This is a genomic window from Cellvibrio sp. UBA7661 (assembly GCA_002483365.1).
Classification (GTDB): domain Bacteria; phylum Pseudomonadota; class Gammaproteobacteria; order Pseudomonadales; family Cellvibrionaceae; genus Cellvibrio.
In genome coordinates, this window is record DLHT01000012.1 from 78,729 (window position 1) to 92,788 (window position 14,060).

Genomic DNA, 14,060 nt, shown 5'->3' on the forward strand with positions numbered 1-14,060 from the left:
TCCTATTAGTCGCCCACAGCGACTGTGGGAGCAACAGAATAAAAGAAAAGGACACGAAAAACTACGGCGGGAACTACCCCACCGTAGTGTGCTAACAGAGCGCGCTAACCAAACCGATTACAAATAATTCACCGCTGCCGGAGTGATGTACACCTTGGAGCGGCTGACATCCGTTGCTTTACCGGTTACGTTTAATTCTGCTTTTAATGGCAGCTCGACAGATGATCCCCCTACCATTACATTGATTTTTCCCGGCTCAAGCATAAATTTCATCGCGCGGTCATAAAACGCAAATTGATTGGCCGACAGGGTAAACACCACGCGCACCGATTGGCCAGCAGCAAGATTTACGCGTTTGAAACCGCGCAATTGTTTAACCGGTTGGGTAACGCTCGCCACCGGGTCATTGGTGTAAAGCTGCACAATTTCATCGCCCGCACGCTTACCTGTATTGGTCACTGTGACACTGATATTGACTGTCTCATTTGCACCCAGCGTGGTTTTGTCCAGCTGCATATCGTTGTAGGTAAACTGCGTATAACTCAAACCAAAACCAAAAGGATAAAGCGCGTCGGTTTTTTCAAATGCATAGCCGCGTTTAGCCGAAGGCTTATAGTTGTAATACACCGGCAAATGGCCAGCAGAGCGCGGAACGCTTACTGGCAATTTGCCACCTGGATTAACATCACCAAACAACACGCGGGCAACTGCGCGCCCCGTTTCTTGCCCCAAGTACCAACCCTGCAAAATCGCGGGCGCGGTTTCTGCCAGTTGACTGATTGCCAATGGACGGCCGCCTATCAGTAACACCACCGTCGGTTTTCCTGTTGCCAGCACAGCATCGACCAGCGCTTGCTGCTCGCCCAATAATTCAAGGCTGGTCCGGTCGCCCAAATGGCCATCGCTCCAAGCCTCGCGCGAGGTTCCTTCGTTATCGCCCACAACCACAATGGCAACATCACTTTTTTGCGCAGCCACCACTGCTTTTTCAATCATGCCTTTGGTCTCGGCTGGTGATGCCAACACTACCTCATCAGTGTGCCAGCGCTGTTTTGAACGACTGTTGGCAGCGGCAGAATCCGGATGCGATGGCCATTTTTCAATGGTTAACAATGTGCCTTTCTCATGATGCACAGTCACTGCGCCGCCAAGATATTCCGTTAAGCCCTGCAATATACTGACTGTCTTTTTGGGTACATCGCTATAGCCACCAATCAAAGTTTCATCGATATGCGGGCCGATCACCGCGATGGATTTCAATGTTGCTTTATTTAACGGCAAAATATTTTTTTCGTTTTTCAGCAGGATGATAGATTTTTCAGCAACCTGTTGCGCAAGCAACGCGTGTTGTGGATTTCCGACAAATGCATCCACATCGGTGACGGGGGTGTAGGGCGTATCGAACAACCCTAGTGAAAACTTTTCATGCAATACGCGCGCGACGGCTTGATCAATTTTTTTAATGCTGATTTTTTTATCGTTAACTAACTGGACCAATGCTTTGTAGGCGTCGCCATCGGGTGTTTCGACATCGACACCGGCAGCCATTGCCATCAGTGCCGCATCGGATTTATCTGCCGCAAGATGATGACGGTTAATTAATTCGGCAATCGCAAAATAATCGCTGACCACAGCACCAGTAAAATTCCATTCGCCACGCAAAATATTTTGCAGCAAGTCCACATTCGAATGCGAAGGGATGCCATCAATTTCATTGTAAGACGCCATCACACTGCGTGCATGTGCCACTTTTACGGCCGCTTCAAAAGGCAGCAGGAAATTTTCGCGCAGGCTGCGTTCACCAATCGGCGCTGGCGCGGTATTTAATCCACCGGTGGGTTCACCGTGCCCGGCAAGATGTTTCAACGTCGCCAACACACGCTCTTTACCAATGTCCTTGCCGGCCCCTTGAAAACCTTTTACGGCTGCAACGCCCAATTCAGATACCAGATAAGGATCTTCGCCCATAGTTTCTTCAATGCGCCCCCAGCGCGGGTCACGCGCTACATCAAGTACAGGCGCAAGCGCCTGATGCGTACCTATCGCGCGCATTTCTTTTGCGGCAATGGTGTACACCTGCTCAATGGCGCCTGGGTCCCATGTACTTGCCAGAGCAATCGCTTGCGGAAAACTTGTGGCATTGCGACCAGCGTGACCGTGCAATGCCTCTTCATGAAAGATCGCAGGAATTCCCAAGCGGGTATTTTCAACCAGAAATTTTTGCACAGCATTGGTGAATGCCAATGTTTGTGCCGGTGTTTTATTGGGAGACAGCACTGCTTTATTTTCTGCCGGACGGGCAACCTGACCAATACCCAACCCGATAATGTCTTGTGCGTGCTCTGCGGTAAATTCACCCGCTTCTGTTTCCAATTTTTGCCGCGCAACCCACACGGTTTGCAATTGCGCAACTTTCTCTTCCAACGTCATGCGCTTGAGCAAATCATTGACGCGTGCATCGATTGGTTTGGCGGGATTTTTATAAACCGGAACTGTTTTGTGAGAGGTGCCGGGTTTGTGTGAAGCGCCTGTTTTATTCGAATCGTCTGCGCTATTTGCATTGTGTGCACTAAACGGAAGTGCCAATAACAGTGCACTGGCAATAAAACTTTTTAACCGCAGGGGTAATAAGGGTTGCATTGTGTTGCCCTCTTTTTACTGGTGTATTTTTGGTTTAGCGAGAGTGGTACTTGATTTAACAAGTGTGATGCCTGGTTTTTATGGTGTTATCGGTAATAAAAAAAAGGCCGCCAGTTATCACCCCATTGCTGGGATGATCATAGGCGGCCAGAGGCTTTGCTAGAAAAACAGTTAATCCAAAAAAAGGATTAGCGGATGTAACGGTTGATAATATTTTCGTACAGCTCCTGACGACCGCTTTGCAAGGTGACTTCGCCACCTTTGTTACCGAGCTCTGCCAATTGTTGCAGGGTCAGTTTGCCTTGTTCGTACGCAGCACCATTGCCAGCGTCGAAGCTGCTGTAACGCTCTTTGCGCAGACCTTCCAACGGCGATTGTTGAATCAGGCTGTCAGCGATAAGCAATGCACGTGCAAACGTATCCATACCACCAATGTGGCCGTAGAACATATCAACAGGATCAGGTGAGTTGCGACGCACTTTTGCATCAAAGTTCACACCGCCACCTTGCAGGCCGCCAGCGCGCAGGAATACCAACATCATTTCTACGGTTTCATTGATGTTGTATGGGAACTGGTCGGTATCCCAAGCGTTTTGGTAGTCGCCGCGGTTTGCGTCCAATGAACCCAACATGCCAGCGTTAGCTGCTGCTTGCATATCGTGGCACATGGTGTGACCAGCCAAAGTAGCGTGGTTAGTTTCCAAGTTCAGTTTGAAATCTTTGTCCAAACCGTGATGACGCAAGAAACCAATTACAGTTTCAGCATCGAAGTCGTATTGGTGCTTGGATGGCTCCATCGGCTTAGGCTCAATGAAGAAGTAACCTTTAAAGCCTTGTGCACGTGCGTAATCACGAGCCATGGTCAGGAAGCGAGCCATATGCTCTTGTTCGCGTTTCATGTCGGTGTTGAGCAAGCTCATGTAACCTTCACGACCGCCCCAGAACACATAGTTTTCACCGTTCAGTGCGATGGTTGCATCAATCGCATCTTTCAATTGCGCACCGGCATAAGCCACTACGTTGAAATCCGGGTTGGTAGACGCACCGTTCATGTAGCGTGGATTAGAAAACAGGTTGGCAGTGCCCCACAATAATTTCACGCCAGATGCTTTTTGTTTTTCTTTTGCGTACTCAACAATAGATTGCAAACGGCTGGAGGTTTCGGCACGTGAAGCGCCTTCATCAACCAGATCCACATCGTGGAAGCAGTAGTATGGTGTGCCCAACTTGGTGATGAATTCAAATGCAGCATCCATTTTTTCACGCGCACGCGCGATTGGATCTTGCGTTGCCATCCACGGGAAAATTTTGGTGCCAGGACCAAAAGGATCGTGGCCAGCGCCACAGAAGCTGTGCCAGTAGCAGGTGGCAAATCTGAAATGTTCTTTCATGGTTTTGCCGGCAACTACGCGGTTTTCATCGTAGTATTTAAATGCTAATGGATTGTCAGAATCCGGGCCTTCGTAACCGATCTTACCGATACCGGGGAAGTATTCTTTGCTACCAAGAACAATACTCATATTTTTCACCTTGAGGATTTTTTACTAACACACATTCAAAAAAATTGTTTATCGCTAACCGGATCAAACCAAAACAAGCTGTGACAACTTACTTTGGTAACTATTTTGGCAATAGTTCAACCCAGTGTTGATAAGCATCCTGATACTGGGCAAACAGTGCTGCTTGTGGCTCCACCACACTCAGACGCGTCAACCCGGTAAATGCTTCATTTGCTGAAGCGTAATAACCACTACCCAGTGCTGCCGCACGCGCTGCGCCTTCAGCGCCATCAGTTTCAAACATTTCGACTGCTGCTTGCGTCGTATTCGCAAAAGTTTGTGCAAACACATCGCTTAAAAACATATTGCCTTTTCCTGCGCGCACTACTTCGCAACTGCCACCCAATGATTTCAATACATCGAAACCTTGATTGAGCGAGAACACTATGCCCTCTTGTGCAGCGCGCACCATGTGACCCAAACCGTGGCGGTTAAAATCCAGATTGCGCAGTTGCGCACCCAAATTTTTATTTTGAAAAATACGCTCAGCACCATTGCCAAACGGATGAAACAACAAACCATCGCTGCCCACAGGAACCGCTTGCGCCAATGCATTTAATTGCGGATAAGATGGCGTTGCACCGGCCGCACTGATGGTTTGGCGCAACCAGGAATACAAGCGGCCGCAACCATTCACACACACCAGCACACCATTGCGTTTTTTCTCTTCCGTGCTGGTGACATGCAAAAACGTATTTACGCGCGATTCAGTATCTGCCGCTGGCTGATCGGTAACGCCGTAAATCACGCCCGAGGTTCCCGCCGTTGCAGCAACTTCGCCCGGTTCCAACACATTCAAGCTAAACGCATTGTTAGGCTGATCGCCCGCGCGATAACAAATTTTCACACCTGGGCGCAGACCCAATTCGGCCGCAACCGAATCACTCACGATCGATTGCACACCAAAGCTTGGCACTACATCGGGAACCACTGACGCATCAATTCCCCAATGCGCCAGCAATTCAGTAGCGACACGGTTTTCTTTGAAATCCCACAGCGTCCCTTCAGACAAACCTGACGCAGTGGTATTGATTGAACCGGATAATTTCATCGCAACAAAATCACCGGGCAGCATAATTTTGTGGATGCGCGCGAAAATTTCTGGCTGGTTTTCTTGCACCCAGCGCAATTTCGCCGCCGTGAAATTGCCGGGGGAATTCAATAGGTGGCCGAAGCAGTAATCCTGACCGAGATCAGTGAGCGCTTTATTGCCCAGGGGCACCGCGCGGCTATCGCACCAGATAATGGAAGGGCGCAACACCTGCTGGTTTTTGTCCACAACAACCAAGCCGTGCATCTGGTAAGAAATACCGATGGCATCAATACGCTGCGGATCAAAACTGCCGCGCGCCACCAAACGCGCAAAACCCTGGCGAATGCAATCCCACCAGGTATTCGGATCTTGCTCGGCAAAACCGGCAGCAGGGCTTTCTATCGCCAATTCCGACTCAGGATGGGAAAGCGCTCCCAGACTTTTGCCTGTAGCACCATCCAATACCGACAACTTGACGGAAGAACTGCCGACATCAATGCCAAGAAACAACATAACGGTTTTCACCTTAGGCTCTAGAGCCAACTGATTAAGAGCGAACAAACAGTGCACACTTGTGGTTAACAATCGCACACCGTCATTTGACATAAACATAGAATAGCTTATTGTCTATGTGACCACAAGATAAAGGAACGTAAATATTAAGGTCATAATCACAATATCTATGAAATTTCTTTTGTGTCGCGTAAGTTGATCCTATCCGCGCAGCTCTCGACCATTGTGACGCTGGCTTATACAATGCCGATTAAACCAGCCTATCGAACAGGCTTTATCGACTAATAGAAACAATAACCTTTGTTATCCTGAGGACATTGAACGTGCCTAATACCCACATTCCCGGCAGCCAACCAACCCATAGCAGCCTCAATTTGGCTGAGGATGTCATCAAGGCACTTTCTATCGATAACCTAATTTTTGGCTTGGACAATAACGAGCTGAAAATTCTGCTGGTCAAGCAAACTGACCCCCTGCACCAAGGTAAATGGGCGCTGCCCGGGGGCTGGATCCGCTACGATGAAAACCTGCGCGATGCAGCCTATCGCCTGCTGGAAGAGCTGACCGGCATCCGTGACTTGTATCTGGAGCAGCTGAAAACGTTTGGCCGGGTTGATCGCTTTCCCACAGAGCGGGTTGTGACCATCGCTTATTACGCACTGGTAAGCGCAGATAAATTTTCATTAGTGGCAGGCCAAAGTGCAGCCGATGTGAACTGGCAAAGCGTGAATAACTTGCCCGAACTTGTGTATGACCATGCAGAAATTATTGCCCATGGCTTAAAGGTTCTGCGCCATCAGGTTTGTCATCAACCGATTGGTTTTAACCTGCTCCCGGAAAAATTCACCCTGCTGCAATTGCAAGCACTGTATGAGGCAATCCTCAACACCACGCTGGACAAGCCCAACTTCCGTCGCAAGATTATGAAGATGAACCTGCTGTCGCCGTGCAATGAAAAACAGCAAGGTGTACCGCATCGCGCTGCAAGCCTTTACCGGTTTGATGCCGAGGCTTACAAACACCTGAGCGAATCCGGCTTCGCCTTCGAGATTTGACGGCTCGCCACACGGCAACTGTGGTATGGTCGCGCCGTCGAATTAGCGGCAATAACAAAGCCTGCCGATCAAAGACAGGCACAAGATAATTTCAATAACAGGTATTACCATGAACGAGACCCCCAGCCCTACTCAGGCAAACATGTCGTTTGTCGTACTCATTAGTTTGATCGCCACCATTGGTGGATTTCTGTTTGGCTATGACAGCGGTGTAATTAACGGCACCGTTGATGGCCTGCAAAAAGCGTTTAATTCCGATTCCATGGGCACCGGTTTTAGTGTGTCGTCCATGCTGCTCGGTTGTGCCGTCGGCGCTTTCTTTGCTGGCCAGTGGGCCGACAAATATGGCCGCTGGTGGGTACTGATGGTGTCATCCATTCTGTTCATCATTTCTGCCTGGGGCTCAGGCGTTGCAACCGGTTCGGTTGAATTCATCATCTACCGCGTGATTGGCGGCCTCGCAGTAGGCGCAGCCAGTATTATTTGCCCAGCCTACATCAGTGAAGTCGCTCCGGCACAATATCGCGGCAAACTCAGCTCCATCCAACAAATCGCCATCATCAGCGGCTTGTTTTTCTCCTTCCTCAGCAACTACCAACTGGCCGAAACCGCTGGCGGTTCAACATCTATTTTGTGGTGGGGTTATGAAACCTGGCGCTGGATGTTCTGGATGGAATTGATCCCTGCCGGTATCTTTTTCCTGGCGTTATTCCTGATCCCCGAGAGCCCGCGCTTTTTGGTTGCCAATGGTAAAAATGACAAAGCCAAAGTAGTCCTTACCAAACTCTATGGCGACAAAGCCGATGACAAAGTCAAAGACATCTACAACACCCTGGCTCATGATCACAAACCAAGCTTCCGCGATTTGGTAAATAAAAGCACAGGTAAAATCCGCCCGATTGTATGGGTTGGTTTTGGCCTTGCGGTATTGCAGCAATTTGTGGGCATCAACGTGGTGTTCTATTACGGTTCGGTACTCTGGCAAGCGGCCGGTTTCTCTGAGAGCGATGCGCTCTTTACCAATGTGATCTCCGGTGCGGTGAGCATTGGTGCCTGTCTGGTGACATTCTTTTTGGTGGATAAAATCGGCCGTAAACCCCTGCTGTGGTTCGGCTCTATCGGCATGACCATCACCCTCGCGCTGGTTGCCTATGCGTTTTCCGGTGCGCCAACCGACGAAGCAGGAAAGCTGCAACTCTCCTCAACCAATGGCATGCTGGCGCTGATTGCGGCCAACGTGTATGTGGTGTTCTTCAATATGTCCTGGGGGCCGGTGGTGTGGGTCATGCTGGGTGAAATGTTCCCCAACCAAATGCGCGGCTCTGCACTGGCCATTGCCGGTCTGGCGCAATGGGGTGCGAACTTCCTCATCACTTGGACCTTCCCAATGCTGCTGGCATCTGCGATTGGCTTGGCGGGCGCTTACAGCATTTACACCTTCTTCTCGCTGTTCTCGGTGTTCTTTGTGATGTGGTACATCAAAGAGACCAAAGGCAAAGAGTTGGAGCAGATGGAAGGCTAAATCCGGCTCTTCTGAAATACCCAAAAGGCGAACCCAGGTTCGCCTTTTTTATTGCCGGTTATTATTAGCTTCGCATTCTGATTCCGGCCACTGCCCAAAAATCATCCATTACGCTACGCACCTGCCCTGTTGTGAATCGACACAAACAGAAAGATCCCTCTTCATATTGCCGTGCTGTCATCCAAAACATTTTTAATCGGGTACCAATGCACACTTCCGGTTTCCACACTCTGCGCGACTTTCCAACTGGACTGTATTTTGCTTTATCCCTTCAGACTTATTGATCTAACCAGCAATGACTGAAGCCTGGTCCTCATTTGCTGCCTGTATTCACACACTGCGATGGGAGTTCGCTCGCTATGGATACCCGCTCATTAACCACCCCCCACACGGGACCCAAGGACAAAATGCCCAATCTGGATGGCATACGCGCGCTGGCCTGTCTTTTTGTCATTATTTCCCACATGCCCTGGCCAACCTATATAGGGCTGATTGGCTCCGTAGGGGTTGGCGTTTTTTTTGTGCTCAGCGGTTTTTTGATGGGCTATCTGTATGCGCGCAGCGACTGCGATAGCAACGCGGTGGTTAAATACGGGATTGCGCGCTTCTCGCGCATCGCTCCGATTTACTGGCTGGTGATTAGCGTCTGTATCTTACTGACTCAATTCGCACCCGGCGATTTTCCCTTGGCGATTGAAGGCTCGACCGCTATCGCCCGCCATTACCTGTTCAGCGGCAACGTCAATATTTTCTGGTCGATTCCATTGGAAGTGCAGTACTACGTTTTCTTCCTGTTTGTGTGGTGGTGCATCGCCAATCGCAACCGTCTGGCCTATGCAATGCCGCTGGGGATCTTTGTGTGTGCACTGTTGATCCTCACCCATAACCATTGGCCTAACTTGAGCGTGCCCAACAAACTTCACTACTTTTTGGCAGGAACGGTTGCAGGGCTTTTACCGCGCTGGCAGTGGGAGGGAACACGCAACCGGATTGCACTGAACCTTCTGCAACTCACCGCCCTGGCTGTTATTTTTTCGCCCATGGTACTGATTGATAACACTGCAGCCCTGTACGACTCCGTGGAGATGAGTATTGCTTTTGCGATGGCAATTTATCTGCTCTCGATCGATTCCCGCTGGACCTCTCTGCTTTTTGCCAACAAACCCATGCGCAAAATTGGCCAGGCCAGCTTTTCAATCTACCTGATGCATATGCTGGTGTTTTATTACGGTGCCCACTGGCTCGGACTTAGTCATAAAGAGTACGCATCACTCTGGATACCGCTGGGGATTGCGGGGGTGTTACTGCCGATGATCGCATCCCATTATGTGGAAATGCCGCTGCAACGCATGAGCCGCAAATTGCTGGAAAGACTGCCCGACAAGGTCAATCGCGCCCTGCCACAAGCGACCTGATCCAGCACTTCAGTCCCGGTTTCGCCCGCTCTGAATACCCGCTATAAATCGGGTGTTCACTGGTATACAAGTTATTCTTGGTTATGGTTTAATTGACTACAACAATAACACCATAATTAGGGACCTTAACCATGCAACAAATCCAACGCTTGATCCCCCTCTTTCTGATTACTATCGGGCTGACCGCCTGCGGTGGTGGAAGTGGGGGCAGTCAATCAACCAGCTCCAGCGCGGCCTCTGTACCTGCATCGTCAGTAGCGCCAAGTTCAGTGGTGGCAAGTTCAGTGGTGGCAAGCTCAGTGGCTCCATCATCAACAGCACCGTCCTCAATCGCGCCTTCATCAGCGGCTCCCTCATCGGTTGCACCCAGCTCCACACCGGCATCCTCTGCACCTGCCAGCAGCTCAAGCTCTATCGCTAACACAACCATTAGCGTGGATATGACCAGCGGCTGGCGCGGCAATGGCGAGGGAAATTCAGGTGTCACGTTTAATAGCAATGGTGTCAGCTTTACCGCCAGTGGCGACAATATTGGCGCAGTCACCGATGTTGCCAAGCCCATCAAGCTGGAAGAGGCCGTCATCTCCATGGTGGTGAACGTCAGCAGTGAATTCAAAGCCAGCGGTGCCAGTTTGCAACCACTCGCGCAAATCAAAGGTGGAAGCTGGCCGGGAGAATGGGGCTGCTGGTCAGGCAATGAATTACTCACTGCCGGTGCCGATGTCACTATCACCTGCACCATCAGCGAGGCCGATAAAAAATTCGACCAAACCGATAACGATGTACAAATCGGTGTACAGGCCAAAGGCTCACCTGCCGGTGTTGTTACCATCAAAAGCGTCACCATCGCGCTCGCGCAAACTGCTGCAAGCTCCAGCTCGGCAACCAGTTCAACCGCCAGCAGCATTTATTCGGCCGGTGTTAACAGCCTGCGCGATCTTGCCAGCTTCCCGATTGGTGCCGCGGTATCCAATACCGATTCCGCCACTTACAACATTTTGACTAACGCCTCTGAACAAGCGTTGGTGGAAAAACATTTCGATCAAATGACCGCAGGCAACATTATGAAAATGAGTTACCTGCAACCTACGCAAGGCAACTTCACGTTCACCAATGCCGATGCATTTGTCGATTACGCCAAGAGTAAAAATATGACCGTACACGGTCATGCACTGGTGTGGCATTCGGATTATCAAGTGCCATCGTTTATGAAAAATTGGTCAGGTTCGGCTACCGATTTTATTACCGCAGTTGAAGCGCATGTGACTGCGGTAGTGGATCATTTTGAAGCGAAAGGCAATGTCACCAGTTGGGATGTAGTGAACGAAGCGATCAATGACAGCAGCCCGGCAAATTTCCGCACCGACTCGGCGTTCTACACCAAAAGTGGCAACAGCGCGGTTTATATTGAAAAAGCATTTCAAGCCGCGCGTGCAGCAGATGCTAATGCAACGCTGTACTACAACGATTACAACATTGACCAGAACAACGCCAAAACCACCAAGATGATTGAAATGCTGACCGACTTCCAGGCGCGCAACATTCCTATCGATGGCGTAGGTTTCCAAATGCACGTGTTTATGGATTACCCATCAATCGCCAATATCAGTGCGGCCATGAAAAAAGTGGTTGATAAAGGCCTCAAAGTAAAAATTACCGAGTTAGATGTAGCGGTCAATAATCCGTACAACAGCGGCTGGCCAGGTAACAAAATAACTACCTTCACTGAAACGGCATCACTCGCACAGAAAAAACGTTATTGCGAAATTGTGAAAGCCTATCTGGATACGGTGCCTGCCAATTTGCGCGGTGGCATTACCGTGTGGGGCACTACCGATGCAAGCACCTGGTTAACCACGGCGACTGCAGCTTATAACGGCGAAGCAATTGCCTGGCCGTTATTGTTCGACAACAACTACAACGATAAACCGGCATTGCGCGGCTATGCCGATGCATTGCAGGGCGGTGCGTGTAATTAATTGTTAGCACTGCACTAAACACTCTCACGGTGGGCGATCATGCAAGTGATTGCCCATTTTATCTTCTGCATGAGGTAAAGGTATGAACACCAAGCCACTGAGCTGTTTTTTAATCGCCAACGTTTTTTCATTCGGTGCGTTTGCGAGTGATTCGCCGACGGTAAATTTTTATCAATTTACCTATGAAGGAAAAGATACTGTCTTTGCACAAAAACCGGCGCAAGGCCAATTTCAAAATCCGGTGCTTGCCGGGTTTTATCCCGACCCCAGTATTACCCGCGCGGGCGATGATTATTATCTGGTGACTTCTTCGTTTTCGTATTCACCCGGCGTACCCATTTTTCACAGCAAGGATTTGGTGAACTGGAAATCGCTTGGCCATGTATTGGTTACTCCTTCGCAATTACCACTCTACAAACAAAAAACCTCGCGCGGTATTTATGCACCCACAATCCGCTATCACGAGGGAACGTTTTACATGATCACCACGCTGGTCGATGTGCGCGGCAACTTTATTGTCACAGCAAAAAATCCCGCAGGTCCCTGGTCTGAGCCCATTTTGCTGCCGGAAGTTGGCGGCATAGATCCGGATATTTTTTTCGATGATGATGGCCGCGTTTATATCGCGCATAACGACGCACCAACTGGCGAGCCACTCTATGAAGGCCACCGCGCAATTTGGTTGTGGGAATTTGACCTTGCTAAGCAAAAAATTATCAAAGAGTCTGGCCGCGTGATTGTAAATGGCGGCACCGATTTAGCTAAAAAACCGATTTGGATTGAAGCTCCGCACCTCTACAAAATTAACGGTTGGTATTATTTGCTCTGCGCCGAAGGCGGCACCGGTTACGAACACAGCGCAGTGATATTCCGTACCAAAGATTTAAGTAAACCGTTTGAACCTTACAAAGGTAATCCTATCCTGACCCAACGCGATCTCGATATTAATCGCCCCAACCCCATCACCACCGCTGGCCATGCCGATATTGTGCAAACCAAAGAAGGTGAATGGTGGGCCGTATTTTTAGCAACACGCGCCTACGATAAAACCGCCTACAACACCGGCCGCGAAACTTTTTTATTACCGGTCAATTGGGACAACGGCTGGCCCATGATTTTGGAGCAAGGCAAAGAAATTCCCTACCAACTTGATAAACCCAAAATGTCAGCTGCAGCATCGGCCAACAACAAAGACATTGAGCCTATGACCGGAAATTTTATCTGGCAGGATAATTTTTCCGGCAGCGCATTGCAGCATCATTGGGTCAGTTTGCGCACCGCTGATTCGCCCTTTTACGCCTTGAAAAATAATCGCATTCAATTACAAGCATTAAACGTAACATTGGATCAACTGGAGCAACCGGCATTTCTCGGCCGTCGCCAACAACACACTCGCTTTAGTGCCAGCACCCAATTGGATGTACCTGAAACAAAGAGTTCAGCGGGTATAGTCGCGCTGCAAAGCGAAACGGCGCACTATTATTTTGGTGCAACCACCATCAATGGCAAAACGCAGCTGTTTATTGAGCAAGCCAATAAAAGTGCACCGAAAGTGATTCGCACTTTATCGCCCACCGATCTTGGTAAACCATTGCAGTTGGCGATAGAAGGCGATGCAGGCAAGATCAGTTTTTACTACCACAATAAAGATGGCCATAAAAAACCGGTGCTGGAAAATGCCGATGCAAAAATCCTGAGCACTGAAGTTGCTGGCGGATTTGTTGGAACACTATTGGGTATCCACGCGAGGGCAGAATAATGCGCAGACTCTGGTGTTTATGGCTAATCCTATTACTTGCCCCCGGTTGTTTTGCGCTGGGGGAGCAATCCTGGCTCACTGAAAACGCGCGCAACAATGTGGTGTTGGCGGACAAAAAAGTCGTTGCCGAATTAATTATCGACAACCATGATTTTCCGGGGGTGCTGCGCGCTGCGCGCAACCTGCAAAGTGATATTGCAAAAGTCACCGGCCAAACACTTCCACTTAATCATCAGCCAAACGGCAAAAATATCCAGGCCGTCATTATTGGCACCCTGGGCAAAAGCCAATTGATCGATCAATTAGTTGCTGCAAAAAAAGTGGATGTGAGCAACATTCGCAACCAGTGGGATGCCTACCAGATACAAGTGATCGAACAACCATTGCCTCAGGTGCAGCGGGCGCTGGTGATAATTGGCGCAAACAAACGCGGGACTATGTACGGCATTTACAGTTTGAGCGAACAGATCGGTGTATCGCCATGGTATTGGTGGGCAGATGTACCTATCGCTAAAAAAGAAAAACTGATTATCGATAAAAAAACGCACATCGTTGATATGCCCAAAGTGAAATACCGCGGTATTT

Annotated in this window: 10 protein-coding genes; 6 read left to right on the forward strand and 4 right to left on the reverse strand. The window is 49.5% G+C overall.

Translation table 11 applies throughout. The features are described from left to right. Positions 1-117: 117 nt before the first annotated feature. The 3 genes from B2739_RS10950 to B2739_RS10960 all read right to left on the reverse strand — a co-directional run bounded on the left by B2739_RS10950 (position 118) and on the right by B2739_RS10960 (position 5,745). On the reverse strand, positions 118-2,640 hold the full coding sequence (locus B2739_RS10950; protein WP_331345905.1) for a glycoside hydrolase family 3 N-terminal domain-containing protein: 2,523 nt from the start codon (positions 2,638-2,640) through the stop codon (positions 118-120). A gap of 188 nt (positions 2,641-2,828) precedes the next feature. Next, a complete protein-coding gene (xylA, locus tag B2739_RS10955; RefSeq protein ID WP_331345906.1) occupies positions 2,829-4,160 on the reverse strand; it encodes a xylose isomerase in 1,332 nt (443 codons plus the stop codon). Positions 4,161-4,260: 100 nt separating this feature from the next. After that, positions 4,261-5,745, reverse strand: a complete 1,485-nt coding sequence (locus B2739_RS10960; RefSeq protein ID WP_331345907.1) for a xylulokinase — start codon at positions 5,743-5,745, stop codon at positions 4,261-4,263. Between the two features lie 323 nt (positions 5,746-6,068). Between B2739_RS10960 and B2739_RS10965 the strand changes: the two genes are divergently transcribed. The 3 genes from B2739_RS10965 to B2739_RS10975 all read left to right on the forward strand — a co-directional run bounded on the left by B2739_RS10965 (position 6,069) and on the right by B2739_RS10975 (position 9,737). Beyond that, complete coding sequence (locus tag B2739_RS10965) at positions 6,069-6,800, forward strand: NUDIX hydrolase (RefSeq protein ID WP_331345908.1); 732 nt, start codon at positions 6,069-6,071, stop codon at positions 6,798-6,800. A gap of 109 nt (positions 6,801-6,909) precedes the next feature. Continuing rightward, complete coding sequence (locus B2739_RS10970) at positions 6,910-8,322, forward strand: sugar porter family MFS transporter (protein ID WP_331345909.1); 1,413 nt, start codon at positions 6,910-6,912, stop codon at positions 8,320-8,322. A 359-nt stretch (positions 8,323-8,681) separates the two neighbouring features. Beyond that, positions 8,682-9,737 carry an acyltransferase gene (locus tag B2739_RS10975; RefSeq protein ID WP_331345910.1) on the forward strand — a complete coding sequence of 352 codons (1,056 nt, stop codon included), beginning with the start codon at positions 8,682-8,684 and terminating at the stop codon, positions 9,735-9,737. Positions 9,738-9,948: 211 nt separating this feature from the next. On the opposite strand, the gene B2739_RS10980 is transcribed toward B2739_RS10975, so the two are convergent. Beyond that, on the reverse strand, positions 9,949-10,167 hold the full coding sequence (locus B2739_RS10980) for a hypothetical protein (RefSeq protein ID WP_331345911.1): 219 nt from the start codon (positions 10,165-10,167) through the stop codon (positions 9,949-9,951). A 10-nt stretch (positions 10,168-10,177) separates the two neighbouring features. Between B2739_RS10980 and B2739_RS10985 the strand changes: the two genes are divergently transcribed. The 3 genes from B2739_RS10985 to B2739_RS10995 form a co-directional block, all read left to right on the forward strand. Further along, the gene (locus B2739_RS10985) at positions 10,178-11,716 is read left to right on the forward strand and encodes an endo-1,4-beta-xylanase (protein ID WP_331345912.1); all 1,539 of its coding nucleotides are present in this window, start codon (positions 10,178-10,180) and stop codon (positions 11,714-11,716) included. Positions 11,717-11,798: 82 nt separating this feature from the next. Further along, on the forward strand, positions 11,799-13,475 hold the full coding sequence (locus tag B2739_RS10990; RefSeq protein WP_331345913.1) for a glycoside hydrolase family 43 protein: 1,677 nt from the start codon (positions 11,799-11,801) through the stop codon (positions 13,473-13,475). Then, on the forward strand, positions 13,475-14,060 hold a 586-nt coding region (locus B2739_RS10995; RefSeq protein ID WP_331345914.1), incomplete at its 3' end, for an alpha-glucuronidase family glycosyl hydrolase. The genes B2739_RS10990 and B2739_RS10995, both read left to right, overlap by 1 nt.